At 36.7% G+C, this 26,320-nt stretch carries 26 protein-coding genes, 2 tRNA genes and 1 pseudogene; 23 read left to right on the top strand and 6 right to left on the bottom strand.

The features are described from left to right. Positions 1-83: 83 nt before the first annotated feature. Complete coding sequence (locus SB773_RS20475) at positions 84-1,049, bottom strand: DMT family transporter (RefSeq protein ID WP_002190799.1); 966 nt, start codon at positions 1,047-1,049, stop codon at positions 84-86. A gap of 101 nt (positions 1,050-1,150) precedes the next feature. On the opposite strand from SB773_RS20475, the gene SB773_RS20470 reads away from it, so the two are divergent. Continuing rightward, the gene (locus SB773_RS20470) at positions 1,151-1,723 is read left to right on the top strand and encodes a helix-turn-helix domain-containing protein (protein WP_002034214.1); all 573 of its coding nucleotides are present in this window, start codon (positions 1,151-1,153) and stop codon (positions 1,721-1,723) included. Positions 1,724-1,793: 70 nt separating this feature from the next. Here the strand turns inward: SB773_RS20470 and SB773_RS20465 are convergent, their stop codons facing one another. Continuing rightward, positions 1,794-1,979 (bottom strand): PspC domain-containing protein, encoded by a 186-nt coding sequence (locus SB773_RS20465; protein WP_002129290.1) that lies wholly within the window; start codon positions 1,977-1,979, stop codon positions 1,794-1,796. 362 nt (positions 1,980-2,341) lie between these two features. Here SB773_RS20465 and SB773_RS20460 point away from each other — a divergent pair, with 362 nt between their 5' ends. The 5 genes from SB773_RS20460 to SB773_RS20440 all read left to right on the top strand — a co-directional run bounded on the left by SB773_RS20460 (position 2,342) and on the right by SB773_RS20440 (position 6,954). Beyond that, on the top strand, positions 2,342-3,583 hold the full coding sequence (locus tag SB773_RS20460) for an amidohydrolase family protein (protein WP_002165026.1): 1,242 nt from the start codon (positions 2,342-2,344) through the stop codon (positions 3,581-3,583). Between the two features lie 112 nt (positions 3,584-3,695). Continuing rightward, on the top strand, positions 3,696-4,991 hold the full coding sequence (locus tag SB773_RS20455; RefSeq protein ID WP_410591759.1) for a purine/pyrimidine permease: 1,296 nt from the start codon (positions 3,696-3,698) through the stop codon (positions 4,989-4,991). 165 nt (positions 4,992-5,156) lie between these two features. Continuing rightward, positions 5,157-5,381 carry a spore germination transcription factor GerE gene (gerE, locus tag SB773_RS20450; protein WP_000659484.1) on the top strand — a complete coding sequence of 75 codons (225 nt, stop codon included), beginning with the start codon at positions 5,157-5,159 and terminating at the stop codon, positions 5,379-5,381. A 108-nt stretch (positions 5,382-5,489) separates the two neighbouring features. After that, positions 5,490-6,152 carry a type 1 glutamine amidotransferase domain-containing protein gene (locus tag SB773_RS20445; RefSeq protein ID WP_410591757.1) on the top strand — a complete coding sequence of 221 codons (663 nt, stop codon included), beginning with the start codon at positions 5,490-5,492 and terminating at the stop codon, positions 6,150-6,152. Between the two features lie 163 nt (positions 6,153-6,315). Then, a complete protein-coding gene (locus tag SB773_RS20440) occupies positions 6,316-6,954 on the top strand; it encodes a TetR/AcrR family transcriptional regulator (RefSeq protein WP_001233017.1) in 639 nt (212 codons plus the stop codon). 49 nt (positions 6,955-7,003) lie between these two features. On the opposite strand, the gene SB773_RS20435 is transcribed toward SB773_RS20440, so the two are convergent. Further along, positions 7,004-7,687 (bottom strand): type 1 glutamine amidotransferase domain-containing protein, encoded by a 684-nt coding sequence (locus SB773_RS20435; RefSeq protein WP_113734155.1) that lies wholly within the window; start codon positions 7,685-7,687, stop codon positions 7,004-7,006. A 383-nt stretch (positions 7,688-8,070) separates the two neighbouring features. Here SB773_RS20435 and SB773_RS20430 point away from each other — a divergent pair, with 383 nt between their 5' ends. The 8 genes from SB773_RS20430 to SB773_RS20395 all read left to right on the top strand — a co-directional run bounded on the left by SB773_RS20430 (position 8,071) and on the right by SB773_RS20395 (position 13,978). Further along, positions 8,071-9,396 (top strand): MFS transporter, encoded by a 1,326-nt coding sequence (locus SB773_RS20430; RefSeq protein WP_410591754.1) that lies wholly within the window; start codon positions 8,071-8,073, stop codon positions 9,394-9,396. 314 nt (positions 9,397-9,710) lie between these two features. Further along, positions 9,711-10,535, top strand: a complete 825-nt coding sequence (gene racE / locus SB773_RS20425) for a glutamate racemase (protein WP_048517140.1) — start codon at positions 9,711-9,713, stop codon at positions 10,533-10,535. Between the two features lie 130 nt (positions 10,536-10,665). Then, positions 10,666-11,715, top strand: a complete 1,050-nt coding sequence (locus SB773_RS20420) for a GerMN domain-containing protein (RefSeq protein ID WP_002015339.1) — start codon at positions 10,666-10,668, stop codon at positions 11,713-11,715. Positions 11,716-11,846: 131 nt separating this feature from the next. Continuing rightward, on the top strand, positions 11,847-12,584 hold the full coding sequence (gene rph / locus SB773_RS20415; protein WP_002015340.1) for a ribonuclease PH: 738 nt from the start codon (positions 11,847-11,849) through the stop codon (positions 12,582-12,584). 11 nt (positions 12,585-12,595) lie between these two features. Further along, a complete protein-coding gene (locus SB773_RS20410; RefSeq protein WP_002122823.1) occupies positions 12,596-13,204 on the top strand; it encodes an XTP/dITP diphosphatase in 609 nt (202 codons plus the stop codon). Positions 13,205-13,217: 13 nt separating this feature from the next. Then, on the top strand, positions 13,218-13,721 hold the full coding sequence (locus SB773_RS20405) for a metallophosphoesterase (protein WP_088034135.1): 504 nt from the start codon (positions 13,218-13,220) through the stop codon (positions 13,719-13,721). Between the two features lie 108 nt (positions 13,722-13,829). After that, positions 13,830-13,903: transfer RNA gene (locus tag SB773_RS20400), tRNA-Gly, on the top strand. Between the two features lies 1 nt (position 13,904). After that, positions 13,905-13,978, top strand: a tRNA-Arg gene (locus SB773_RS20395). 169 nt (positions 13,979-14,147) lie between these two features. Here SB773_RS20395 and SB773_RS20390 read toward each other — a convergent pair. Together SB773_RS20390 and SB773_RS20385 are read right to left on the bottom strand one after the other, a co-directional pair. Continuing rightward, on the bottom strand, positions 14,148-14,504 hold the full coding sequence (locus SB773_RS20390) for a DUF6572 domain-containing protein (protein ID WP_002142229.1): 357 nt from the start codon (positions 14,502-14,504) through the stop codon (positions 14,148-14,150). Positions 14,505-14,516: 12 nt separating this feature from the next. Next, positions 14,517-15,101, bottom strand: a pseudogene (locus tag SB773_RS20385) (pre-toxin TG domain-containing protein); the annotation flags it as partial. Between the two features lie 72 nt (positions 15,102-15,173). Here SB773_RS20385 and SB773_RS20380 point away from each other — a divergent pair. Both SB773_RS20380 and SB773_RS20375 read left to right on the top strand, forming a co-directional pair. Then, a complete protein-coding gene (locus SB773_RS20380; protein ID WP_131246670.1) occupies positions 15,174-15,362 on the top strand; it encodes a hypothetical protein in 189 nt (62 codons plus the stop codon). A gap of 32 nt (positions 15,363-15,394) precedes the next feature. Next, complete coding sequence (locus tag SB773_RS20375) at positions 15,395-15,592, top strand: cytoplasmic protein (RefSeq protein ID WP_410591749.1); 198 nt, start codon at positions 15,395-15,397, stop codon at positions 15,590-15,592. Positions 15,593-15,919: 327 nt separating this feature from the next. Here the strand turns inward: SB773_RS20375 and SB773_RS20370 are convergent, their stop codons facing one another. Next, positions 15,920-16,534 carry a PH domain-containing protein gene (locus SB773_RS20370; protein ID WP_000473868.1) on the bottom strand — a complete coding sequence of 205 codons (615 nt, stop codon included), beginning with the start codon at positions 16,532-16,534 and terminating at the stop codon, positions 15,920-15,922. Between the two features lie 315 nt (positions 16,535-16,849). Here SB773_RS20370 and SB773_RS20365 point away from each other — a divergent pair, with 315 nt between their 5' ends. The 7 genes from SB773_RS20365 (at position 16,850) to yihA (ending at position 26,293) form a co-directional block, all read left to right on the top strand. After that, positions 16,850-17,098: a hypothetical protein gene (locus SB773_RS20365; RefSeq protein ID WP_001983650.1), complete on the top strand. Its 249-nt coding sequence runs from the start codon at positions 16,850-16,852 to the stop codon at positions 17,096-17,098. Positions 17,099-17,296: 198 nt separating this feature from the next. After that, the gene (locus tag SB773_RS20360) at positions 17,297-18,295 is read left to right on the top strand and encodes a hypothetical protein (protein WP_044442379.1); all 999 of its coding nucleotides are present in this window, start codon (positions 17,297-17,299) and stop codon (positions 18,293-18,295) included. 310 nt (positions 18,296-18,605) lie between these two features. Next, on the top strand, positions 18,606-19,883 hold the full coding sequence (gene tig / locus SB773_RS20355) for a trigger factor (protein ID WP_002015345.1): 1,278 nt from the start codon (positions 18,606-18,608) through the stop codon (positions 19,881-19,883). 264 nt (positions 19,884-20,147) lie between these two features. After that, complete coding sequence (clpX, locus tag SB773_RS20350; protein WP_000472285.1) at positions 20,148-21,407, top strand: ATP-dependent protease ATP-binding subunit ClpX; 1,260 nt, start codon at positions 20,148-20,150, stop codon at positions 21,405-21,407. Between the two features lie 106 nt (positions 21,408-21,513). Next, positions 21,514-23,184, top strand: coding sequence for an ATP-dependent protease LonB (gene lonB / locus SB773_RS20345; protein WP_002015346.1), 1,671 nt, complete (start codon positions 21,514-21,516; stop codon positions 23,182-23,184). Positions 23,185-23,369: 185 nt separating this feature from the next. Beyond that, entirely contained in the window at positions 23,370-25,700 is a 2,331-nt protein-coding gene (lon, locus tag SB773_RS20340) for an endopeptidase La (protein ID WP_002034201.1), read from the top strand. Beyond that, the gene (gene yihA / locus SB773_RS20335) at positions 25,697-26,293 is read left to right on the top strand and encodes a ribosome biogenesis GTP-binding protein YihA/YsxC (protein ID WP_002088829.1); all 597 of its coding nucleotides are present in this window, start codon (positions 25,697-25,699) and stop codon (positions 26,291-26,293) included. Before lon ends, yihA begins: the two co-directional genes overlap by 4 nt. Positions 26,294-26,320: the final 27 nt, after the last annotated feature.

Here is a 26,320-nt window from a genome sequence, read left to right as displayed (position 1 = left end):
CTAATAAAATACTATTCTGATAAGGCGAAATATGGAGATAATAAAAATAGATATGGTTCTATGAAGAAGAACCATATCTATTTTTATGCTGATTTTTTTTGTTTAATGACTGGAACAGAACGGTTTAAAACACTATTTACGATCATTCCTAGCATGATAATAATCATCCCAATCAGTGACAGCCCGCTAGGGAATGAACCATTTAAGAAAATAATCTCACCAAGCACAGTGAAGACCATCGTTCCAGCTTGTGTTGCTTCAACAGCTCCAAGTAAAGCAAGATTGTCTTTTGCTAAGTCAGTAGCAAAGAAAAATGTCATCGTCGCAATAACTCCGGAACATAATGCTAACAAAAATCCTTGCATCATTTGACTTGATGATGGAATACCGGTAGTGGAAAATCCGTATATACCAAGTAGGATTGTAATAGGGAGACTTCCGATTGCCATTCCTAATACACGTTGGAATGTATCAAGACGCCCGCCAACAAGTTCCATCATTTTTCGGTTACCGAAGGGATATAAGAAAGCTGCTAAAACGACAGGTAAAAAACCAGAAATGAATTGAGTCATTGTAATATGACCCGCTTCAGTAGCTTGCATACAAAGTACACCAAGTAAAATAAATAAAGCGACGTATAAACTGCGTAGTGGAATTTTTCCACGCACAAGTTTTGTACCTGATTTTGTTTCTATTTTAATGAAGAATAATGGCGATAAAAGTAAACCTGCTAATATCGTAACTTGCCAAGTTCCAGCAACGAGCCAAGCTGGAGAAAAAACAGCTGCGAAACTTAATAAAGAATAGAAGCCGATGCCAGCGACCGAGCCCCACCCGATCCATACAAATGGATGTTTTTTTAATTCTGCCCATAAAGCTCCTAAGTTTTTGCGAAATAAAACGATAAGGAATAAAATAGGGAGAGCAAATAGAAAACGGAAGGAAGCAGTCCAAGCCCAGCTTGTTCCAGATACATTCATTGCTCTGTTAATAATAAAGGTTGCAGAAAAAAAGGCCGATGATAAAAGACCTAGTAATATTGCGCGCATGAAGTATGGCACTCCTTTCAGAATTGAGTATTTATGTATAGTATAATATACTTAAATATAATAAAAGTAAACTATTTTATATTTCAAGGTGGTTTTTATATATGAAAGAAAATGAAGATATGCAAACGAAAGAAGTAATTCAGCAAGTAGGTCAGCTATTAAGACAAATTCGAAATGAACAAAAATTAAGTTTAGAAGAATTAGCCCAAAAAACAGGGGTTAGTAAATTAACATTAGGGAAAATTGAGAGAGGCGAAACGAATCCAACGTTAGCTGTCATTTGGAAAATAACGAAAGGGTTATCGATTCCTTTATCGAGATTAATGGTTGTTGGAGAACCTGTAGCTGTTGCGCGCTGCGGAGAAGGATTTGCAGTAGATGTAGGACAAGCATGGCATTTAGAAACGATGTTCCGTTACACGAAAGAAACAGGGATGGAAATGCACCGTGCTTGTTTAAGAGCGAATAGTATATATGAACCGGAAGCTCATCATGAAGGAGCAATTGAGCTTGTAACAGTAATGAAAGGGAAAGTTTCTATTCAAGTTGAGAACGACGTATATGTGCTAAATGAGTTTGACTCCATTCAGTTTGAAGCTAATAAGAAACATAGTTATAAAAATGAAGAGGATGAAGTGGCGGTATTACATTTAACGATGAAATATTCTTCATGAAAAAATCCCCTATAGAAAAATCTATAGGGGATTTTTTATACGCTATGCTCAAATATATGAAAGAATGTTATTAGTAAGAGCGTGGCATAAGTAATAAACAAATAAAATAAACTAAAAACCCCGTCCCAAAACATAAAATAGCAATGACCCAAAGTATGCGAATGAGAGTAGAGCTAATATCAAAATATTCTCCTAAACCACCGCATATACCAAATAACATTTTATCAGTTTCGGATTTATATAACCTCTTCGACATATTATGATCCTCTCCTTTTTATATCACCGCTGTTATGTATGAGTGATACAGTGTACTTTTATTCTATATGGAAATTTATCCCGCATTAACGGGCAGTAAAACTCCCACCTCAAAATTCGGCTGAAGCAAAGAAGTTAGGTGGGAGATCAACTGCCCGTAAACGCCCGATTGGTTCAACTAATAATCAGTGGGGGATGAATCCCCCCACTGATTATAGTTTCACTTTATGAGAAGACCATTAGGTTATATTACATTTTTTTGTGAAAGGACAATACAGTGGATTAATTGTCTTAATTTTCAGTTGGTATTAAAATGAAAATGAGGGTGTGACGTATTTTCTAATATAAGGTGGGGAAATGGTAATGACATTATATTGGTTGACTAATGTAAAGCTTGAAACAGGTTATACATATGAAGAAGCGAAAATTTCACAAACGGAAACTGAGATATGCAGTCTTCTTATTGAAGATGGGCGAATTAAAAGAATTATATCGGGAATCGCCCAAGAGGAAGGAACGTTAACTTTTGATGCTAATCGTTTATTAGTTTTACCAGCTTTTGAAGAGATGCATATTCATATTGATAAAACATATTATAGTGGGCCTTGGAAAGCTTGTATGCCAGCAGAAAATATTTTTACACGTTTTAATGAAGAAAAAACGATTTTACCAAAGCAATTAGCAACTGCTCAAGACAGGGCGGAAAATATGCTAGAGTTATTGCTTCGAAATGGTGCAACAAATATTAGAACGCATTGTAATGTGGATCCGGTTATTGGACTTCGTAATTTAGAGGCAACGTTAGCGGCTTTAGGAACATATAAAGATCGGTTGTCTGGTAGAATAGTTGCATTTCCGCAACATGGATTATTGCGAAGTAATTCTATGCAACTTGTGAAAGATGCGATGCGTATGGGCGCACAATTAGTTGGCGGAGTGGACCCAGCTACAGTAGATAATGATATTGAAAAATCATTACATACGATTATGGACATTGCGGTAGAATTTAACGCGGATGTTGATATTCATTTGCATGATGCAAATAACCTTGGAACGTTTACAATGAAGAGATTGGCAAGTCTAACGGAAGAAGCAGGATGGCAAGGTCGTGTAACAATTAGTCATGCGCTTGGACTTGGTGGTGTTACTGATAAAGAAGCTGAAGAAGTGGCAGAAAGACTAGCAGCATTAAAGATTGATATCACTTCAACCGTTCCAATCGGTAAACAAGTAATCCCAATTCCGTTACTAGATCGAAAAGGAGTTAAAGTTTCATTAGGAAATGATAGTATTACAGATCATTGGTCTCCGTTTGGCACAGGTGATATGCTTCAAAAGGCAAATCGATTGGCAGAACGATTTGGTTGGAGTGATGAAAGGTCTTTAGGGAAAGCTCTTCGTTTTATTACTGGAGGGAAAGAAACGTTAAATAATGAAGGGAAACGAGTGTGGCCGAATGTAGGGGATGAGGCAAGTTTTGTTTTAACGAATGCAACATGCGCCGCGGAAGCAGTGGCTCGTCAAACAGAGAAGCGTGTAGTTATGTATAAAGGGAATGTTGTTATAGGGGATTTAAATCAAGTGAAATCTGATAATCTTGTATAGAGGAATCGTTTAGATGTTTTGAGAAGGGTTCTAATTGTGAAAATAGAACCCTTCTTTTTTATTTAGTAGAAACAGGGAAGTACTATACTTCCTTATAAGGAAGCAAGAAGGGATGAAAAGTTTGGACAATCAACATAATCAAAATCATATTATGGGAACTTTGCAATGGTTTATTTTTTTATTAGCAAACTCAATCGCGCTACCAATTGTCGTTGGCGGATTATTTCATCTTACGACGGAAGAAGTATTTTATTTAATGCAGCGTACGTTTTTCGTAGTTGGTATATCTTCTTTTTTACAAGGATGGCTTGGACATAAGCTTCCGATTGCGGATGGACCAGCTGGATCTTGGGTTGGTGTATTTACCGTGCTTGCTTATGCAACTGTAGGGCAGGATCAATTACATAGTACATTGCAAATTTTAGAATTAGGAATGATGGTTGCGGGAGTTGCTTTAATAGGGCTAGGAGTCACGGGGTTTATCGGGCGTATTTTATTTTTATTTACGCCGCTCGTGACAGGGACTTTCTTGCTTCTATTATGCTTGCAATTAAGCGGTGTGTTTTTAAAAGGGATGTTAGGAATTACGGCTACTATTTCTCAAATTGATGGATTTACAGCGTTGATCGCTTTTGGCATATTTTTGTTCGTGGTTATACTCTCCAATCTTGGAAAAGGTTTTGTTAAAAGTTATGCGGTTTTAATAGGATTGATTAGCGGTTGGATTATTTTTCTGATTGTAGGAAAAGTGACGATTCCATCTCAAGTAACTCATTTTGTACAACTTCCACATATATTTGCTTGGGGACTTCCAAAATGGAATACAGGTATGGCTGTATCAAGTTTCGTTATGGTATGTATTTTAGTTTCAAATACAGTAGCTGCTATTATAGCAATTAATCAAGCTACCATTCAAAAAGCAACAATTGAACAAAAACAGTTGAAGGATGGTACGTGGGTTGGAGGGATTTCACATATCATTTCCTCCTTATTTTCAACTGTAGGTGTCGTTCCGCTACCAGCAACGGCAGGTTTCATACGTTTAACAAATCAAAAGTACATGCGTTCATTCTTATTTGCATGTGTACTATTAGTCGGTATGTCGCTGTTTCCAAGTATTATCCGCTACTTAGCCTCTCTGCCATCCGCGGTCGCATCTGCGGTTTTAATGGCTTCGTTCGTGCAACTTATTGGGATTGGATTTCATAATATAAAACAAGTGCCACTTAGCGAACGAAATGTAACGATTTTAGGGGTTGCGGTATTATTTGGCTGCGGCGTTATGTTTTTACCGTCTGTAGCACTCCAATCATTGCCTTCTGTTATGCAATATATATTTGGTAATGGCTTGTTTGTAGGTACTGTTGTAAGTATATTGCTAGAACAAATATGGCGTACTGGTAAATAAGTGGATAAAACGAGTGTGCGCACTGTATAAAAGTCTAAAATAACATAAGAAATAAAGCCCATTTTCATTCACCACCTGCACATTTCGTTCATACAATATCTTGACTAAATAAACACCCAACTTACACATATACAGCTCTGGCTTAAGCAAGGAGGGTTATACCAGTTGAAGGAAAAAGCGTATCAATCTAAACCTTTACTCACAAAGAGAGAAAGAGAAGTGTTTGAATTACTCGTTCAAGATAAAACGACGAAGGAAATTGCAGGTGAACTTTTTATCAGTGAAAAGACAGTTCGCAACCACATCTCTAACGCAATGCAAAAGCTAGGGGTTAAAGGACGTTCACAAGCAGTTGTTGAGCTTCTTCGCATGGGAGAGCTCGAACTATAAGAAAGAAGCCGACTTTTATACAAAAGGTCGGCTATTTTTTTGTTTGTTTCATGCTCCATATGAATGATAAGGATGCTTCATACATAAATAGGTAGTAAGGGAGGGGATATGTTGAAAAGAGTATTATTAGTTTCAACAAGCGCTCATGATATGAATGGACACCCGACTGGTTTATGGCTTGAAGAGCTCGCAGCTCCGTATAATTTATTTAAAAAAGCTAAGTTCGATGTTGATATTGTGTCGATAAAAGGCGGGAGAGTACCAATTGATAGAGTGTCTATTCCGAATGGCATACCTCGTGAATTTAAGCATGTCGCTTCTTTATTGCAAAATACGAGGGCGATTTCAACTGTTCATTCTTCAGAGTATGATGCGGTATTATTTGGTGGTGGGCACGGGGCGATTGTAGATTTTCCAGGTAATCCATATGTAGCAAATTTAATTGAGAATATGTACAATAATAACCGGATCGTAGCGGCTGTTTGTCACGGGGTAAGTTCTTTAGTTGGTGTGAAAAATAAAGATGGCTCGTTTTTTGTTGCCCGTAAGCGTATAACAGGTTATACAAACGATGAAGAAAAAGCTGTACATTTAGAAAATCGAGTTCCGTTTTTGCTAGAAAGTAAGTTGAAAGAAGAAGGGGCTTTATTTTATGTAGCACCTAATTTCACGCCGCATGTTGTAGTAGATGGGGGTTTGATTACAGGGCAGAATCCGCAGTCTAGTGTGGGAATAGGTAAGGCTATAAAAAGAGCTGTAAATAAATTATAGAAAAGGTGCCCGCTACTAACAAAGGTAGCGGGTACTTTTTATGTATAGCGTAGATTGAAATTGTAATAAACTAAAAAGACGTAATGAGTATAATAACTTCATTTATAAACATTCATGAATTTGCTATACTATTTTGTATGAACAAAAGGGGAGGCTCTTTTAAATGAGAAAAGTAGCGTGTGCAAATACTTATATTAATAAAATAAAGCCCGTTATTCGAAAGACGAGTTTTAGCCAATTAAAAATAGATGAAATTGCGAAATATATGGATATTAGTAAAGCTACTTTATATAAACGTTTTTCTTCGAAAGATGAGATTATTGAGGCAGTAGTAGAGGATTTTATAAACTATCTTCTTGAAGGAGATGCGGATAATCAAGATGAAAGTATGTCGTTTACAGAACGTTTCCAAAAGACGTTTATCCATTCTTTAAAATGTGTGACGTATATTTCGGATGTCTTTTTACAAGATTTGAAAGAAGCGTATCCGCATTTGTCGGATCAATTAGTCGCTGCACAACAAAATCGCAATCGTAATTTGCAAATGTTTTTTGAGTCGGGTATGGAACAAGGTTACTTTAATAAAATGAATGCGCAACTATTTATGGTGCAAGATGATGTGATGTTAAGACGCATTATAGATCATACTTTTTGCATTCAGTACGATATTACGTTAAAGCAAGCGATACTTGATTTCTACAATTTGAAGAAATACCAACTGTTTAAACCGGAATTTTTAGATGTAGTTGATGATTCTGAAATTGAAAAAGAAATTATAGCTAATCTACAAATGATTTCGTAAAAAAAGCAGATTTCCCTTACTAGAGGGAAATCTGCTTTTTTAGTACATATTATTTTTGCAACTGTTTTAATACTAATTCAGCTACTGAACCACCTGAAGCAGGGTTTTGACCAGTAATTACACGATTATCTTCTACAGCGTAAGCTTCCCAAGGTTGCGCAGCTTTTTCGTAAAGTCCCCCATATTTAACGAGTTCATCTTCTGTTAAAAATGGAACGAATTGATCTAATTCAGCTAGTTTCTCTTCTTCATTTGAGAATCCTGTTACTTTTTTATCGTTAATTAAACGATCCCCGTTACTTAATGTGATATGGAATAAACCAGCAGCTCCGTGACAAACAGAGGAAACAATTCCGCCATTTTCATAAATGTTGCGGCTAATAGTTTGAAGTTCTTTGTTTTCTGGGAAGTCCCAAATAACTCCGTGACCACCCGCGTAATAAATAACAGCGTAGTCTTCTTGATTCACTTCACTCGGTTTCATTGTAGAACCGAGACGATTCATAAATTCTTTCTTTTGATACCATTCCCAATCAATGCTCTCCGCCATCGCTAAACTATGCGGATCAATCGGTGTATAGCCGCCTTGTGGACTGACATAATCTACTTCGTAACCAGCTTCTTCTACTTTTTTAACGAAATGGACAGCTTCACCAAGCCAAAGCCCGGTAGCTCTATTTAAATTTGGGTATTTTTCTACGCTCGTTAATACAACTAACATTTTTTTCTTCATCATAATCCTCCTGTAATGTTTCTTCTATATAAAAGTTCTTTATTTACTTAATTTTATTTACTTAATTATATTAAGTTAGAAATTGCAAATTTGAATAACCATGTCAGTCCCCCTTATACCGGATTCGAAATTAGTGTATAACAATTTTTGGACAAAGTAAACTAAAAACACTAAATTAGTTTACTTTGTATATTTTTCGTTGACAAACTGTAATGCTGAAACTATGATAGTTCCATCAATATCGAACAACATAATGTTACGTTTCGAATTCAATTTGTCGCGCGATAAATTTATACATTTGATGAAGTTGTTTAGTAGTGATAGAGGAGCTAAATAACTTTATTTTTCATTTACAGTTACTACAATCAGAAGAGGTGCTACGCATGGGGAAAGATATAAGTAACCATTCAAAATGGTTTGTTTTCACATTATGTTTTATCGTTTTATTAGGACCGATGAATGCGGTTTTATTTAATGTAGCGTTAGAGGATATTGCTAATGATTTATCTATTAGTCAATCGAAAGTAAGTTGGGTTGTAGTAGGTTATTCCTTAGTTGTCGGTATTGGTTCGATGATATATGGGAAGTTGGCTGATCGTTATAGCGTAAAAAAACTATTGATTATTTCAATTATCATATTTGTAGCGGGTTCTATTATTGGATTTATGAATCAATCTTATACGATTACCATTCTTGCAAGATTAGTGCAGGCGAGTGGGGGCGCGGCGTTTATTGCGCTTAGTATGATTGCAGTGGCAAAATTAGTTGCTCCTGCTAAGAAGCCTGGTGCATTAGCGATGATTAGTTCTTCTATTGCATTAGCAATAGGCATTGGTCCTTTAGTTGGCGGGGCTATTACAAATACATTAGGGTGGCCATATTTATTTTTATTTATGGTTATTTCAGTAGTTGGGATTTTCTTGCTTATAAAATTTATGCCAGAAGAAGCGCAGCATACGGATGAAGCGTTTCATTTTGATTACATTGGAGCGGCGTTATTATTTGCATTCATTACGACGGTTTTATTAGGTGTCAATATTAATAGTTGGCTATTTGTGTTATCGGTAGCTTTCTTATTTTTATTCACGGTTCGTATGAAGAACGCGGAGCATCCATTTATTGATATTGAGTTATTTTCGAACAAACCATTTCTTCGTTTAATAGCGGTCGGGTTTATAATTAATGTGGCGTTATGTGCTAGTCTATTATTATTGCCATCACTGTTAGGAAGAGTACACGGATTGTCGCCATTCGTTATCGGAATTGCATTGTTTGTTGCATCACTCTTTGGTATTGTATCTAGTTTTATTACGGGAAAGATTGTCCCTTCGTTTGGAAATGTGAATATGATTTATGTAGCGTCTGTCATTATGATCGTTGGCTTTTTAATTTTAGGGCTTATTCCGAACAGGAACTTAATCATTATTTTAGTGGCGGTTATTTTAACATTTATGAGTTATTCAGCTATTCAAGTATCATTAAACACATTTATACCGAAAACATTACATCCAGCTAAAGTTGGAGTCGGTCTTGGTTTATATAATTTAATTAACTTTTTCGGTATGGCATTTGGGCCAGCTGTAGCGAGCAAGGTTATGGAATCTACAAATAGTTATCGTTTGAATTTTATTTTAATCATCATTTTAATTTCTGCTCATTTCTTCTTATTAATAGGAATGTCTTCTTTCCAAAAAAAGATGGAGCAATAAAGTGAAACTTTAATTAGTGGGGGGCATCCCCCACTAATTATTAGCCCCCATATAACTTCTTTGCTTTCGCTGAATTTTGAGGTGGGGGTCTTACTGTCCGGCAAAGAGCGGGGTAAATGCGTATTTTATATAGAAGAAACCGACTTTCATATAGAAGATCGGTTATTTTTCTGTCTTGCAAATTATGAAAAAAAGGAGCAAAATAAAAAAGGTCCTGATCTATATAGGTACAAATGAAAATTTTTATACAGGGGCACTTTAAGTTAGCGAACTTAAAGTGTGTAAAATATACTGATAAACATAAAAGATGATGAATGAGAAAACGGGTGATTAAGTTGAATAGAGCGATCGGTGTTATTGATTCAGGAGTGGGCGGTTTAACAGTAGCGAAGGAATTAATTCGTCAGTTGCCGAAAGAGCGTATTATATATTTAGGGGATACAGCACGTTGCCCTTATGGTCCGCGTTCTCGTGAAGAAGTGCGTCAATTTACGTGGGAAATGACGGAGCATTTATTAGATTTAAATATCAAAATGTTAGTTATTGCGTGTAATACAGCAACTGCGGTTGTATTAGAAGAAATGCAGAAACAATTACCAATTCCAGTAGTTGGAGTTATTCATCCAGGATCACGTACAGCTTTAAAAGTGACAAATACGTATCATGTTGGGATTATTGGAACGATTGGAACAGTAAAAAGTGGCGCCTATGAAGAGGCGCTAAAGTCTATTAATAACCGTGTTATGGTAGAAAGTTTAGCTTGCCCACCTTTCGTTGAGCTTGTAGAGAGTGGGAATTTCGAAAGTGAAATGGCGTATGAAGTTGTAAGAGAAACATTGCAACCGTTGAAAAGTACTGACATTGATACGCTTATTCTAGGATGTACACATTATCCGATTTTAGGTCCTGTTATTAAAAAGGTAATGGGGGATCAAGTACAATTAATTAGTTCGGGTGATGAAACAGCGCGTGAGGTAAGCACGATTTTATACCATAGTAAGATGTTAAATGAGGGAGAAGAACAAAGTGATCATCTCTTCTTAACGACTGGTAAAATAGGCCTGTTTAAAGAAATTGCATCAAAGTGGTTCGGTCAGCCGATTGAAAATGTGAAGCATATCAATTTAGAAATAGAATAATAGTAGATTCATATAAGAGAACTCCTGAGAAATCAGGGGTTTTTTCTGTATAAGTAGCCATAGCTTGTTCTAAAACATGAAACAGCTCGTATACATAATAGTACAAACTTAGATTTTAGGGGGGAATGGCATGCCTAAATCCACTTTTAAATGGGTTGTTGGTGCTACTGTGAGTGCGATTTTATTATCAGGGTGTGGCTTGTTAAATCAAGAGAAAGCGACAGAACAAATTGATCCGCCAAAAAAAGTTACGTATACAGAAGGTGAAAAGAAAGAAACTGCTAAAAAAGATAAACAAGGGCAAACAGTAAATAGAGAGTTATACCTCGTTGATAAAAATGGATATGTCGTACCGCAAACTATTGCAATGCCTACTCCGAAAGCGAATGAAGTTGTCCAGCAAACGTTAGAGTATCTTGTGAAAGATGGACCAGTTACAAATTTATTGCCAAATGGATTTCGAGCAGTCCTTCCAGCGAATACGACGATGACCTTGAATTTGAAAAAAGGCGGGACAGCAGTAATTGATTTCTCTAAAGAAATGAAAAATTATTCAAAAGAAGAAGAACGTCAAATTGTTGAATCAGTAGCGTGGACTTTGACTCAATTTACAGAAATAAAACAAGTGCAGTTCCAAATAAATGGTGAAAAGTTAGCGAAGATGCCTGTTGCGGGTACACCGCTTGGTGAAGGTGTAAGTCGTGCGAATGGAATTAACTTTGATGATGAACAAGTAGCAGATGTGACACATACAAAACCGGTTACACTTTACTTTATGGCGCAAAATAATAATAAGCAGCAATATTACGTACCGGTAACAAGGCGCGTTGCAGAAGGAAAAGAAAATGATTACTCGGCAATTGTGGATGAGCTTGTAAAAGGTCCGATTCAAGGATCGCTACTAAATGATTTTAATCCAGGAGCTAAGCTTATTACGAATCCAAAAGTGGAGAACGGAAATATTACATTAAACTTTAATGAAAATATATTTGTGAACCCAGACAAAAACATGATTTCAAATTATGTGTTGAAATCGTTAGTCTTATCTTTAACGGAAAAACAAGGTGTGAAAAATGTTTCTATTGAAGTGAATGGGAAAGCAAATCTTATGGATGAGAAAGGTGAAAAGTTAATAAAACCTGTTGATCGTCCACAAAACGTGAATACAGGTAGTTTTTAATTGCGAATAATTTGATATACTTATGTAAGAAAGGGGAATTGCTTTTTGAGTTCCCCTTCTTTTATTGTTATACATATCGTACATTTAAATTTGGCTATACTAATGAGAGTATTTATGAGGGGGTTATTTTTATGCGAGTAGATGGTAGAGGAAAAGCAGAGCTACGCCATATACATATTCATACAAATTATTTAAAACATCCAGAGGGATCAGTACTAATTGAAGTTGGGGATACAAAGGTAATTTGTTCAGCGACAATTGAAGAGCGTGTACCGCCGTTTATGCGCGGAGAAGGAAAAGGCTGGGTAACAGCAGAATACTCAATGATTCCACGTGCGACAGAGCAACGTACAATCAGAGAGTCAAGTAAAGGGAAAGTAACAGGGCGCACAATGGAAATCCAGCGTTTAATTGGACGAGCATTACGTGCGGTTGTTGATTTAGAAGCGCTTGGCGAAAGAACGGTTTGGATTGACTGTGATGTAATTCAAGCGGATGGCGGAACGAGAACAGCTTCTATTACAGGTGCTTATGTAGCGATGGTATTAGCTTTTGAAAAATTATTGCAAGCAGAAAAAGTATCTAAAATTCCGGTGAAAGATTATTTAGCGGCAACGTCAGTAGGTGTTGTTGAAGAACAAGGTGTTGTTTTAGATTTAAATTATGCTGAAGATTCTAAAGCAGACGTTGATATGAACGTTATTATGACTGGAAAAGGTCAGTTTGTTGAAGTGCAAGGAACTGGGGAAGAAGCGACGTTTAGCAGAGCTGAATTAAATGAATTACTTGATGCTGCTGAACAAGGGATTTTCCAACTTGTTGAAAAGCAAAAAGAAGCGTTAGGTGACATCGTATCTCATATAGAGTAGAGGTGGAAAATATGAAGCAAGTTGTTGTAGCGACGAAAAATCTTGGGAAAGTACGTGAGTTTGCTGAGTTATTTGAGAGATTTGACTTAGAAGTGAAATCTTTACACGATTTTCCTCATATTGAAGAAGTCGAAGAAACTGGTGAAACATTTGAAGAAAACGCAATTTTAAAAGCGGACAGTCTTAGTAGACAGTTGAATTCCATCGTAATTGCGGATGACTCTGGTCTTATTGTAGATGCCTTAAACGGGAAACCAGGTGTATATTCAGCTCGTTTTGCTGGAGAGCCGAAAGATGATCAGGCGAATATAGATAAGGTGTTACAAGGGTTAACCGACGTCGATTTAGAAAAACGTACAGCTCGTTTTTACTGTGCGCTAGCAGTTGCTTTCCCTGAAGTGGATAAAGAGCCGGTTATTGTAAACGGAACGTGCGAAGGAAAAATCTTAGAACAGCGCCGCGGGGAAAATGGTTTCGGATACGATCCGATTTTTTATGTAGAAGAATATAAAAAAGCGATGGCGGAGCTAAGCTCAGATGAGAAAAATGCAATTAGTCACCGCGGGCGTGCTCTTCGTAAATTAGAAGAAAAAATCCCAGAATGGTTTTTAGAAGAATAAGGGAGAGAGATTGATGAAAGCTTTAATCGTAAGCGATAGTCATAGCTCTGTGAAGGAATTACAGCAGTTAAAAGAGAATTACGAAGGGAAAGTAGATGTCATGATTCATTGTGGTGATTCAGAGCTAACGCCTGCTCACGAAGAGCTGCAAGGTTTCCATGTTGTAAAAGGGAATTGTGATTATGCTAACTTTCAAGATGAAATTGTAACTGATGTAGATGGAATTCGTTTCTTAGTTGTACACGGTCATCGTCATAATGTGAAAATGACGTTACAAACGTTAGCGTATCATGCAGAAGAAGTAGGAGTGCAAGTAGCATGCTTTGGACATTCTCATGTATTAGGGGCAGAATTAATTGATGGGATTTTATTTATTAATCCAGGAAGTATTTTGCTCCCGCGCTCTCGTGTGGAAAAAACATTCGCTTTATTAGAAATGGATGAAAATCATATAGAGGTTCGTTTTGAAACATTAGATGGACAACTGGTGGAACAAGCAATTTTTAAAAGAGGATAAGAAAAATTATCCTCTTTTAAAAAAGTGTTGACTTTATAAGTAGTTATGAATATAATAAATATTGTCGATAGGGCAACGGCGCTAACGAAGAAAAATAAAATAACATATGCGGGTGTAGTTTAGTGGTAAAACAAGAGCCTTCCAAGCTCTGGTCGAGAGTTCGATTCTCTTCACCCGCTCCATGTCCCAGTAGCTCAGCCGGATAGAGCATACGCCTTCTAAGCGTACGGTCGGGAGTTCGAATCTCTCCTGGGACGCTAAAAAAACCTTGTTATCTTTTGATAACAAGGTTTTTTGTTTGTCTAAAAATTGATGTATGTGCAAGAGGTGTGAAAATACTACAATGGAATATATGATAATGAGTATATAAAGTAGATTAAAGTACATCAAAAACAGAGCACCGTTTATGCGCCCTGTTCCTCTTATTTAACTTAAAGAATCAATAGGTTTATGGTGAAACTCAAATCCATATCCAGATTCTCCTAATTGTTCACTTACAATGTTATAAAACTTTTTCCCATAAAAACTAGGTTCATTCTGCGAATACACTTGTATAATGAATTGTGTTCTTCCTATTGTACTTGGAACTTTTTCATGGATTTCATCACTTTCAATGAATCCTAAATATGTATTGATTTTGTCTTGTAGAAGTAAAATGTGCTCATCGTCAAGTTCTTCGCTTTTATTCCACTCTAAAGCATCAAAGATTGTTAAGTACACATTATCTTTATTATCCTCGTCTATTAAAACTAAATCGACTTGATCCGTATCATGTAATGCCATATAAAAGCCTCCTTATTCTTCTTTTCTTATTACATTTATTTTCGTTGGTGGAATCTCTTCTAAATGTTCAAATGGTGGTTTGTTCCTACTTTTAACAATTGCACCTGATTCCGCAATTTCGGGGAAGGCTTTTTTCTGATTTTTAGTAAAGGGTGCAGTAGGTGACGATTTTAACTCCACTAAGTCAATCTTACCATTTGCGTCCTTGCCTCCTATATCTATACGAGTGCGTACGCCCGATTTTGTTTGTACGGTTATTTGTTCATTCAATTCAGATTTAGGTTTTTGTTGTTTTATAACCTCGAACATTTTTGTTTCGTATTCTTTACCTGCTAAGCTATTAGCTTTTAAAGTTTTCCGTTGTTTTTCTAGTGTGGCTGCTGCATCTATTGCATTGGAAACTTTTTTGGCACCTTTGACTACTTTTATTCCCTTACCAACAGGAGTAAGACCCGCAAAAACCATGACACCAGCACCAGTGCGTTCCCACCACGAAAGTTTTTCGCCAGTGTCGGGGTCAACACCTTCTATAACGCGTCGTACATCATATTCACCCGATAGCTCGCCCGCTAGGTCTCTAGTAATTTTCTCTAAGGATATGATATCCCCTATAATGCTATCTACGAATGCAGCGCATACTTAGCAATCGTTTATAACGATACAAACAAAATGCAGCAGCAAGGGATCGCATCGTTTAGCGTAACTGGCGTCGGCTCATTCACATTCAAAGAAAATAACGTTTCTAGTGCGATTGGGCAGCCGTTATCGGAACTTATCCCCGACAGTGTGTTACAATTAAACGAAGCGGAAAGCGAGGATCTCCAATTGACTGGACGTGTGATTAGTTGGACAGTTTAAGAAGGTTGTATAAAAAGGGAGATGGCGCAAAGATGGCGAGAGCAAACGAGAATGATTTAACGGAGAAATTGGCAGAAGGTCACCGAAAATATGGTGACGGCAACTTTACAATACAGAATATCGGCGATGAAACTAATTCGAATTGGACTGTCGTAAAAAATGTGAGGAAGGGATCGGCAGGCATTCGCGAAGAAGATGTATTAAGGCTGCGATCAAAATATATAAAATAGTGCGGAAAGGTACGCCGAGATTCGCATTTTAAGACGATTATTTTTTATTCCGTGGATAAGGGGATTCATCTAAATGCGTCAGAATTTTCGATAGGGAATCGATAGAACAAAAAGGCATTCAACATTGACGTAGAACAGAACTACTATATAGCGTATAATAGTAATTAACAAAAACGGTCAGTTGACCGCACAAATGAACGTTCAACAAGCGATGAAAGAATCGTTTATATATCGTAGGTAATAGACGGGTCGGGAGTTCGAATCTCTCCTGGGACGCTAAGAAAACCTTGTTATCTTTTGATAACAAGGTTTTTTGTTTGTTTTAAATTAGTTATTAATAAATTTGTCAAAGACAAAACCGTAATCTTTCACGTTATATTGTTTCTTCGTATCAACGAGCCAGTTAAAGGCGATCTCGTTCATTTCTTTAAATTGTTCTGCTAAATTTACTTGTGCGTTTGAAATACGGCTGAAAGCGTTAGATGCCATATCTAAACTTTTATGTGCATACTGCAATGTAATATCGTTGTCGTATGAAATTTCTTCTATTTTAAGTAAAGCCTTATATAAATCTTTTAATTCTTCAATATGTTTTTTATGAACATCAATTGAATAATGCTCATCTCCCATTTGGAACTTAATTTCTACATCTAAATCAATCGTTCCTGCAGTTTCAAGTGCTACGTTTTTAATTTGATATTTACTATAGCTAAAGCGGCGTAATGTACGTTTTTTGCTTGTGGCACTTGTACCATCTAGGTGAATTAATCCTTTGTTTGTAAAGCAATATTCATCCGATTTTGATTTAATAAGAAAGTAAATTTTCTCCCCATCTTCATGCATTACGTAATCATCAGCATCGACCTTATCGTAATCTTTTGGTGTGATAACGGAACCTACATCGCTTAATCCTAAAACGTCAGCTGCCATTTTTTTGAACATATATAATCCCCCTTGTAAATTAAATTCTTAATTGTACAAAAATATATTAACATGATTTTAAACTTATTTTTGAAATCTTACAATTCTGTAAGGTAAGTGTAAGGAAGTTCGATGGTAACAAATTACTAATCTTATATAATGAAGATAACAACGATAAATGAGGAGGAAGAGATGATGAAAGGATTAATCGTAACGGGTTTAACAGTAGCTTTTGGGTTTGTGGCGTATGAAAAGTTAACATATGTAATTGATGTTGTAAAACATTTAGTAGCGTAGAAAAAACTGCCATGAGAGGGAAAGGGAATGAGTGAATGAATGGAATGGTTATTTGGAATTATAGGTACTTGTAGTGTAGTTTTATTGTTCTTTGTCCCGAGTGGTATACTTAGTTCGACAACGAGTTTGTTCTTTTTAAGTTTGTTTGCTTGTACGATGCTTATTATTATGTTTTTAATGAAGCGAAGTAAACCAATCTTCTATTTTAGCATGATTGTTATGGCAATTATTGTTCTCCAAATTATTACCCTTGTTATATACCCCACAATTATAAAAGCTTTCCATTAATGATGAACCCTCTGCCGTCTGTTGCTGAGGGTTTTTGTTTGTGAAAAATGAATTTCATTTAGAAGTTTGTTGCTTTTTCGTTATGAAAATAGAATATTCCTATATTTCAAATAAATAATTTTGGAATGTTGTGTTCTTATTACGCATTTGATATATTTACTTTGAAGATCATTAAAATCTAGAAAAAGAGGCGGACGTATGGATAAAAAAGAAAATACGGTCGTATTGTTTCCGCAACTATCAGAACGCTATATTGATAAAGGTTTTTTAGCGTTGAAAGAGCGGGAATTCGAAGATGCATTGCGCTGCTTTGAAATATTACGTCAGTATAATGCAGAAACGGAACAAACAGAATTAGCTTCCGTTATTTGTTTGCTAGAATTAAAACGTATGGAAGAAGCGAAAGAAAAATGTGAGCAGTTGCTTGAAACAGGAGCTGTATTATTTGGTGATATTCTTGAAACGTATGTAACTATTTTAGTTCAAACAAATGATTATGAAGGTGTCATTGAAACTGTTGAGGAAGTTTTGCAAACGAAAGATATAATTCCTGAGCAAAAGGAAAAATTGGCGCAGCTTGCTTTGTTTGCGCAAGGGATGCTGAATGAAGAAGATACACCGCTAGTGGATTCGAATTTTGAATTAGAAGAATTTACCGATGGGCTTTTTGGAGAAAACTTTGGTCAAAAGCTAAGAGTGATCCAGAAACTTTCGTTAAAAGACCTGGATCTCGCACTTCCTACTTTAAAGAAATTTTTAATAGACGAAGATCAGCACCCTTATTTAAAAACTTCTATTTTGTATAAAATGGTAGAAAATCAAATAGAAGAAGAAATAGAAGTAGAGAAGTTTGGAAATACGATAAAGGTGATTCCAGCATTTACAGGTCATAATGAGGAGCAATCCGATAAAATTATACATAAATTCTCAAACCGATTAGAGCAAAGTTATCCAGATATATTTAGTACGATGGTTACATACTGGAAAGAATTACAAATTAGCATTTTTCCGTTCCCTCTATTAATGGATAAAGTAGAAATTTGGGCTGCTGTCTTAGAGAGAATTGGAAGAAAGCGTTTCGGATTGGCTATTGATGAAGAAGAACTTATGACAGCATACAATATTGAGTTTGAGGAATTTCATATTGCCTATCAATGGTTACTGCGCATTGAAAGAGAAGGGTATTTGCCCGTATAATTATGAAAAAGAATCGTTCAGTTATTGAAACGAGCACATTCTATGTTATAATGTAAGGGTTGCAAAAGGCAGAAATCTGCCTGTTTGTAAGAGAAGAGGAGTATAATTCTCTTACTTAATATGTTTCATATTAGTCTCGAACAAAATATACCGTAGTTGTCTTTTAGACAATTAGTAGATTGGAACATTGTATCTGAAAGCTTTTTGCTAGAGGGTTATTTGTACATTTGTTATTTCAAGAAAGAGATAATAAAAATTTTGATCTATAGAGGTATGTGCATACATTATTATAGTTGGAGGGAAAGAATAAATGTCTACAAAATGGGAAAAATTAGAAGGTAACGTTGGCGTTTTAACAATCGAAGTTGATGCTAAAGAAGTAAATAACTCTATCGACGCTGCATTCAAAAAAGTAGTAAAAACAATTAATGTACCAGGTTTCCGTAAAGGAAAAATGCCTCGTCCATTATTCGAACAACGCTTTGGTATTGAATCTTTATACCAAGATGCTTTAGATATCATCTTACCAAAAGCATACGGTGAAGCAATCGATGAAGCTGGTATCTTCCCAGTTGCTCATCCTGAGATTGACATCGAGAAATTCGAAAAAGGCCAAAACTTAATTTTCACTGCAAAAGTTACTGTAAAACCTGAAGTTAAATTAGGTGATTACAAAGGTTTAGCAGTAGAAAAAGTTGAAACAACTGTAACTGACGAGGATGTAGAGAACGAAGTAAAAGCTTTACAAGAGCGTCAAGCTGAACTAGTTGTTAAAGAAGACGGAACTGCTGCAGATGGTGATACAGCTGTAATCGACTTCGAAGGTTTCGTTGATGGCGAAGCATTTGAAGGCGGCAAAGGCGAAAACTATTCTCTTGCAATCGGTTCTGGTACTTTCATCCCAGGTTTCGAAGAGCAAGTAATTGGTCTTAAATCTGGTGATTCTAAAGAAGTTGAAGTATCATTCCCAGAAGAGTACCATGCTGCTGAATTAGCTGGTAAACCAGCAACATTCAAAGTAACAATTCACGAAATTAAAACAAAAGAACTTCCTGAGTTAAACGACGAGTTCGCTAAAGATGCTGACGAAGAAGTTGCAACTCTTGATGAATTAAAAACAAAACTTCGTACAAACTTAGAAGAAGGCAAAAAGCACGAAGCTGAGCACAAAGTACGTGACGAAGTAGTAGAATTAGCTGCTGCTAACGCTGAAATCGACATTCCAGAAGCTATGATCGACACTGAGTTAGATCGTATGGTTCGTGAATTCGAGCAACGTTTAAGCCAACAAGGTATGAACCTTGAGCTTTACTACCAATTCACAGGTACTGACGCTGACAAATTAAAAGAGCAAATGAAAGAGGACGCACAAAAACGTGTAAGAATCAATCTTGTTCTTGAAGCTATCATTGAAGCTGAAAACATCGAAGTTACTGAAGAAGAAGTAACTGCAGAAGTTGAAAAAATGGCTGAAATGTACGGTATGCCAGTAGACGCTATCAAGCAAGCTCTTGGAAGCGTAGACGCTTTATCTGAAGACCTTAAAGTGCGTAAAGCTGTAGACTTTTTAGTAGACAACGCTGCATAATAAAATAACAAGGCGCGATTTTAATCGTGCCTTGTTTTATAAATATAGAAATATATTTATAAAACTTTTCGATGAAGAAGGAAAAGTGCCTTTGTAAGTCGAATATACATATTTCAAAAGTTTTAAAATTTTTTTATTTGTACATAACTAGTCATATTATTTGTATTTCTCGCTACGTAGTGACATAATATGTATTTACATACGATACATTTATCGTGTACATACGAAGGCAAGAGGTTAGCACTTTGTAAGGGGTGTGAAAATATGTTTAAATTTAATGATGAAAAAGGTCAATTAAAATGTTCTTTCTGTGGTAAAACACAAACGCAAGTTCGAAAGTTAGTTGCAGGTCCAGGTGTTTACATTTGTGACGAGTGTATCGAGCTTTGTACTGAAATTGTACAAGAGGAGCTTGCGAAGGACGAAGAAGTAGAATTCAAAGATGTACCGAAACCGGTAGAAATTCGTGAAATCTTAGATGAGTATGTCATCGGACAAGATAACGCGAAAAAAGCACTAGCGGTAGCGGTATATAACCATTACAAACGCATTAATTCTAACAGCAAAATTGATGATGTAGAATTAGCGAAGAGTAATATTTCACTTATTGGGCCAACTGGTAGTGGTAAAACATTATTGGCACAAACATTAGCGCGTATTTTAAATGTTCCATTTGCAATCGCGGACGCAACATCTTTAACAGAAGCTGGATACGTTGGGGAAGATGTAGAAAACATCTTACTAAAACTAATTCAAGCGGCTGATTACGATGTAGAAAAAGCGGAAAAAGGAATTATTTATATTGATGAGATTGATAAAGTGGCACGTAAGTCCGAAAATCCATCAATTACACGTGATGTATCTGGTGAAGGTGTACAGCAGGCACTTCTGAAAATTTTAGAAGGTACTGTAGCGAGCGTTCCACCTCAAGGTGGTCGTAAGCACCCGCATCAAGAGTTTATTCAAATTGATACAACGAACATCCTATTCATTTGTGGTGGAGCGTTTGATGGCATCGAGCCTATTATTAAACGTCGCCTTGGTGAGAAAGTAATTGGATTTGGTGCTGAGAAGAAAAATGCTGATGTAAATGAGAAGCATGTTTTATCTCACGTTTTACCAGAGGATCTTTTAAGATTCGGTTTAATTCCGGAGTTTATCGGTCGTCTTCCAGTTATTGCGAACCTAGAGCCGCTTGATGAAGATGCTCTTGTAGATATTTTAACTAAACCGAAAAATGCACTTGTTAAGCAATTCCAAAAATTATTGGAGCTTGACGATGTTGAGTTAGAGTTTGAAGAAGGTGCACTAGTTGAGATTGCGAAAAAAGCAATTGAACGTAAAACAGGTGCTCGTGGACTTCGTTCTATTATTGAAGGCTTGATGCTTGATGTAATGTTCGAACTTCCATCTCGCAAAGATATCGAGAAGTGTATTCTTACGAAAGAAACAGTAGCTGATAATGAACCGCCGAAATTGGTGTTACAAGACGGTACTGTACTTGATACAAAAACATCTGCATAATGCGAAGAAGAAACAGCAATTTTTATAATTGCTGTTTTTCTTTATGTTTAGCACTATTCCTCCCAGGAAATACTAAAAGGTAAAACATAGCGGGAGGAAATGAATTATGAGCTGGACAAATATATTTTTACTTGTTCAACTTGTTTTTGGCGTAATTGTCGGATTGTATTTTTGGCATTTACTTCGAAATCAGCGAACACAAAAAGTTTCAATTGATCGAGAATCGAAAAAAGAATTAGAGCAGCTTCGTAAAATGCGTGAGGTTTCTTTAACAGAGCCGCTTGCGGAAAAGGTACGTCCTACATCCTTTATAGACATTGTAGGGCAAGAAGACGGGATTAAGTCGTTAAAAGCGGCTCTTTGTGGTCCTAATCCGCAACATGTGATCATATACGGTCCGCCAGGTGTCGGAAAGACAGCGGCAGCACGCCTTGTATTAGAAGAAGCGAAACGAAATCCGAAATCTCCATTTCGTACAAATGCAACATTTATCGAACTTGATGCGACGACAGCTAGGTTTGATGAGCGTGGTATTGCGGATCCATTAATTGGTTCAGTGCATGATCCTATTTATCAAGGAGCAGGTGCAATGGGACAAGCGGGTATCCCGCAACCGAAAAAAGGGGCTGTAACAGATGCGCATGGTGGTATTTTGTTCATTGATGAGATTGGTGAATTACATCCAATTCAAATGAATAAAATGCTAAAAGTGTTAGAAGATCGGAAAGTGTTTTTGGAAAGTGCGTATTATAGTGAAGAAAATTCGATGATTCCAACGTATATACATGATATTTTTCAAAAAGGTTTACCTGCAGATTTCCGCTTAGTTGGTGCAACAACACGTTCACCAGAGGAAATTCCTCCAGCAATTAGGTCGCGTTGTTTAGAAGTGTTCTTCCGTGAGTTAGATACAGAAGAAATTCAAAAAGTAGCGAAAAATGCAGCTGACAAAGTGGAGATGCAAGTAGGTGAGAACGGTATCGAAATGATTGGAATGTATGCAAGAAATGGGCGAGAAGCAATTAATCTCGTGCAAATTTCTGCTGGTATGGCTATAAATGAAGAACGACCTTTCATTAAAGATGAAGATATTGAGTGGGTTGTTCATTCTAGTCAGCTTACACCAAAGTACGAAAAACGTATTTATCCAATTCCGAGAATCGGTCTTGTGAACGGGCTTGCTGTATATGGGCCGAATACAGGTGCGTTATTAGAAATTGAGGTAACAGCTATTCCTGCGAAAGATAAAGGATCAGTAAATGTCACTGGAATTGTAGAAGAGGAAAGTATTGGAAATCAAACGAAATCAATCCGCCGTAAAAGTATGGCGAAAGGTTCTGTTGATAATGTGTTAACAGTACTTCGTTCTCTAGATGTGTTGCCAGAAGGGTATGATATACATATTAATTTTCCTGGTGGTATCCCGATTGATGGTCCTTCAGCAGGTATTGCTATGGCAACAGGTGTCTATTCAGCAGTGCATCGTACGTATGTGAATAATGAAGTAGCGATGACAGGTGAGATAAGTATCCACGGAGAAGTGAAGCCTATTGGTGGTGTGTACGCAAAAATAAAAGCTGCGAAAAAAGCGGGAGCTAAGAAAGTCATCATTCCGGCTGAAAACATGCAACCATTTTTGTATACAATAAAGGGAATTGAGATCATTCCTGTTCGCAAATTAAAAGAAGTATTTGAATTAACATTTATGCAGGAAAATGTGCATCGTGAGCTTGATGCACATAATGATTTGGGCGAAACAGATGCACAATCAATGTGAGAATATACAATAATAAAAATTTGCCAGACTTCGTTTAAGTTTGTATGCTTAAGCGGAGTCTTTTTTCTTTTCGTGAGGCACAAAAAAACAGGGGATTAACAATTGCGAAGAATCTCTGCAATTGCATCTAGATGTATTGTAATATAAAATAGTTGAACAGGAGTTTAATTTATTATGGAGGTGCTATGTCTAGTATGAATACGAATGAAAGAATTGTGCCCCTCCTACCATTAAGAGGCATTCTCGTATATCCAACGATGGTTCTGCATCTTGATGTAGGACGTGATAAATCGATACAAGCACTAGAGCAGGCGGCAATGGATGAAAATATCATCTTTTTAGCAATGCAAAAAGAAATGAATATCGACGATCCGAAAGAAGATGACATATATAGTGTAGGTACAGTGGCGAAAGTGAAGCAAATGTTAAAATTGCCGAACGGTACGCTTCGTGTCCTTGTAGAAGGTTTACATAGAGCAGAAGTAGTTGAGTTTATCGAAGAAGAAAATATAGTGCAAGTTTCTATTAAAACGGTAACGGAAGAAGTAGAAGATGATTTAGAAGAGAAGGCTCTTATGCGTACGTTACTGGAGCATTTCGAACAATATATTAAAGTTTCGAAAAAAGTTTCAAATGAAACATTTGCAACGGTAGCTGATGTAGAAGAACCGGGAAGACTAGCTGATTTAATTGCTTCTCACTTACCGATTAAAACGAAGCAGAAACAAGAGATTTTAGAGATTGTATCTGTGAAAGAACGACTACATACACTTATTTCAATTATTCAAGATGAACAAGAGTTACTTAGCCTAGAAAAGAAAATTGGACAAAAAGTGAAACGTTCAATGGAGCGCACGCAAAAAGAATATTTCTTACGTGAGCAAATGAAGGCAATTCAAACTGAACTTGGTGATAAAGAAGGCAAGGGCGGGGAAGTTGAAGAACTTCGTGAGAAAATTGAACAGTCGGGAATGCCTGAAGAAACAATGAAGGCTGCACTGAAAGAATTAGATCGTTATGAAAAATTACCTGTAAGTTCTGCTGAGAGTGGTGTCATTCATAATTATATTGATTGGTTATTAGCTCTCCCATGGACAACAGCAACAGAGGATATGATTGACCTCACTCATTCGGAAGAAATTTTAAATAAAGATCATTACGGTCTTGAAAAAGTGAAAGAGCGAGTACTTGAATATTTAGCTGTACAGAAGTTAACGAATTCATTAAAAGGGCCAATTCTTTGTCTAGTAGGACCTCCTGGGGTTGGGAAAACTTCGTTAGCTCGTTCTATCGCAACATCGTTAAACCGTAATTTTGTACGTGTTTCTCTTGGTGGTGTGCGTGATGAATCTGAAATTCGTGGTCACCGTCGTACATATGTAGGAGCGATGCCAGGACGTATTATTCAAGGTATGAAAAAGGCGAAAACAGTTAATCCAGTCTTCTTATTAGATGAGATTGATAAAATGTCTAACGATTTCAGAGGAGACCCATCAGCGGCGTTACTTGAAGTGTTAGATCCAGAACAAAACCATAACTTCAGTGATCATTACATTGAAGAGCCATATGATTTATCGAAAGTTATGTTCGTTGCAACTGCTAATACACTTGCAAGTGTTCCGGGCCCATTGCTTGACCGTATGGAAATCATTTCGATTGCTGGTTATACAGAACTTGAAAAGGTGCACATTGCTCGTGAGCATTTATTGCCGAAACAATTAAAAGAGCACGGTTTGCGAAAAGGTAATTTGCAAGTACGTGATGAAGCGCTTCTTGAAATTATTCGTTATTATACACGCGAGGCTGGTGTTCGTACGTTAGAGCGTCAAATTGCAAAAGTTTGCCGTAAAGCAGCAAAAATTATCGTTACAGCAGAACGCAAGCGCATTGTTGTAACAGAGAAAAATATTGTTGATTTACTTGGTAAGCATATATTCCGTTATGGTCAAGCTGAAAAAACAGACCAAGTTGGTATGGCAACAGGTTTAGCTTACACAGCAGCGGGCGGCGATACACTCGCAATTGAAGTGTCTGTAGCGCCAGGAAAAGGGAAATTAATTTTAACAGGGAAACTTGGGGATGTTATGAAAGAATCCGCACAAGCCGCGTTTAGCTATATTCGTTCTCGTGCAGAAGAACTTCATATTGATCCGGATTTCCATGAGAAAAACGATATTCATATTCATGTTCCAGAAGGAGCAGTTCCAAAAGATGGACCATCAGCAGGTATTACGATGGCAACGGCACTTATTTCTGCACTAACGGGTATTCCTGTAAGTAAAGAAGTTGGTATGACAGGTGAAATTACACTTCGTGGTCGTGTATTACCGATTGGTGGTTTGAAAGAAAAAACATTAAGTGCTCACCGCGCGGGATTAACAAAAATTATTTTACCGGCGGAAAATGAGAAAGATTTAGATGATATTCCAGAGAGCGTAAAAGAAAACCTTACGTTTGTGCTTGCATCTCATTTAGACGAAGTATTGGAGCACGCATTAGTAGGAGTGAAACAATGAAAGTAACAAAAGCAGATATTGTAATTAGTGCCGTTAAACCGGAACAATATCCAGACAGTGATTTACCAGAAATTGCCTTAGCAGGTCGTTCTAATGTCGGGAAGTCTTCCTTTATTAATAAAATTTTAAATCGTAAAAAGTTAGTACGTATTTCTTCTAAACCAGGAAAAACGCAAACGCTGAACTTTTTCTTAATCAATGAAATGATGCATTTTGTTGACGTTCCAGGTTATGGATATGCGAAAGTATCTAAAACAGAGCGCGCGGCATGGGGCAGAATGATTGAAACTTACTTTACAACACGTACGCAATTAGACGCAGCTGTATTAGTAGTTGATTTACGTCACCAACCAACAAAAGATGACATTATGATGTATGATTTCTTAAAGCATTATGAAATCCCAACAATTATTATTGCAACGAAAGCCGATAAAATTCCGAAAGGGAAATGGCAAAAGCATTTAAAAGTTGTAAAAGAAACGCTTGCTGTTGAAATTGGCGATGAAATCGTTCTATTCTCTTCTGAAACAGGACTTGGAAAAGAAGAAGCATGGAAAGCAATTCATAAAATGACAAAAACAAAAAACGCGTGACGAATGTCGCGCGTTTTTTTTATTTAC

Origin of the sequence: Bacillus sp. SIMBA_074, from assembly GCF_046534555.1 — a bacterium.
GTDB lineage: Bacteria > Bacillota > Bacilli > Bacillales > Bacillaceae_G > Bacillus_A > Bacillus_A mycoides.
Note: the sequence above shows the minus strand (reverse complement) of the source record. Positions and strands in the feature narration are given on the sequence as shown.

What these genes read in the sequence shown, in the direction of transcription:
- yihA (WP_002088829.1), top strand. Translation starts at nt 25,697, where the DNA reads ATGAAAGTAACAAAAGCAGATATTGTAATTAGTGCCGTTAAACCGGAA.
- SB773_RS20470 (WP_002034214.1), top strand. Translation starts at nt 1,151, where the DNA reads ATGAAAGAAAATGAAGATATGCAAACGAAAGAAGTAATTCAGCAAGTA.
- SB773_RS20365 (WP_001983650.1), top strand. Translation starts at nt 16,850, where the DNA reads ATGGAATGGTTATTTGGAATTATAGGTACTTGTAGTGTAGTTTTATTG.
- SB773_RS20380 (WP_131246670.1), top strand. Translation starts at nt 15,174, where the DNA reads ATGCAGCAGCAAGGGATCGCATCGTTTAGCGTAACTGGCGTCGGCTCA.
- SB773_RS20405 (WP_088034135.1), top strand. Translation starts at nt 13,218, where the DNA reads ATGAAAGCTTTAATCGTAAGCGATAGTCATAGCTCTGTGAAGGAATTA.
- SB773_RS20410 (WP_002122823.1), top strand. Translation starts at nt 12,596, where the DNA reads ATGAAGCAAGTTGTTGTAGCGACGAAAAATCTTGGGAAAGTACGTGAG.
- SB773_RS20440 (WP_001233017.1), top strand. Translation starts at nt 6,316, where the DNA reads ATGAGAAAAGTAGCGTGTGCAAATACTTATATTAATAAAATAAAGCCC.
- SB773_RS20460 (WP_002165026.1), top strand. Translation starts at nt 2,342, where the DNA reads ATGACATTATATTGGTTGACTAATGTAAAGCTTGAAACAGGTTATACA.
- racE (WP_048517140.1), top strand. Translation starts at nt 9,711, where the DNA reads ATGAGAAAACGGGTGATTAAGTTGAATAGAGCGATCGGTGTTATTGAT.
- SB773_RS20430 (WP_410591754.1), top strand. Translation starts at nt 8,071, where the DNA reads ATGGGGAAAGATATAAGTAACCATTCAAAATGGTTTGTTTTCACATTA.
- SB773_RS20375 (WP_410591749.1), top strand. Translation starts at nt 15,395, where the DNA reads ATGGCGAGAGCAAACGAGAATGATTTAACGGAGAAATTGGCAGAAGGT.
- SB773_RS20455 (WP_410591759.1), top strand. Translation starts at nt 3,696, where the DNA reads ATGAAAAGTTTGGACAATCAACATAATCAAAATCATATTATGGGAACT.
- SB773_RS20360 (WP_044442379.1), top strand. Translation starts at nt 17,297, where the DNA reads ATGGATAAAAAAGAAAATACGGTCGTATTGTTTCCGCAACTATCAGAA.
- SB773_RS20435 (WP_113734155.1), bottom strand. Translation starts at nt 7,687, where the DNA reads ATGAAGAAAAAAATGTTAGTTGTATTAACGAGCGTAGAAAAATACCCA.
- tig (WP_002015345.1), top strand. Translation starts at nt 18,606, where the DNA reads ATGTCTACAAAATGGGAAAAATTAGAAGGTAACGTTGGCGTTTTAACA.
- lonB (WP_002015346.1), top strand. Translation starts at nt 21,514, where the DNA reads ATGAGCTGGACAAATATATTTTTACTTGTTCAACTTGTTTTTGGCGTA.
- SB773_RS20390 (WP_002142229.1), bottom strand. Translation starts at nt 14,504, where the DNA reads ATGGCATTACATGATACGGATCAAGTCGATTTAGTTTTAATAGACGAG.
- SB773_RS20445 (WP_410591757.1), top strand. Translation starts at nt 5,490, where the DNA reads ATGTTGAAAAGAGTATTATTAGTTTCAACAAGCGCTCATGATATGAAT.
- SB773_RS20420 (WP_002015339.1), top strand. Translation starts at nt 10,666, where the DNA reads ATGCCTAAATCCACTTTTAAATGGGTTGTTGGTGCTACTGTGAGTGCG.
- SB773_RS20475 (WP_002190799.1), bottom strand. Translation starts at nt 1,049, where the DNA reads ATGCGCGCAATATTACTAGGTCTTTTATCATCGGCCTTTTTTTCTGCA.
- rph (WP_002015340.1), top strand. Translation starts at nt 11,847, where the DNA reads ATGCGAGTAGATGGTAGAGGAAAAGCAGAGCTACGCCATATACATATT.
- SB773_RS20465 (WP_002129290.1), bottom strand. Translation starts at nt 1,979, where the DNA reads ATGTCGAAGAGGTTATATAAATCCGAAACTGATAAAATGTTATTTGGT.
- lon (WP_002034201.1), top strand. Translation starts at nt 23,370, where the DNA reads ATGTCTAGTATGAATACGAATGAAAGAATTGTGCCCCTCCTACCATTA.
- SB773_RS20370 (WP_000473868.1), bottom strand. Translation starts at nt 16,534, where the DNA reads ATGTTCAAAAAAATGGCAGCTGACGTTTTAGGATTAAGCGATGTAGGT.
- clpX (WP_000472285.1), top strand. Translation starts at nt 20,148, where the DNA reads ATGTTTAAATTTAATGATGAAAAAGGTCAATTAAAATGTTCTTTCTGT.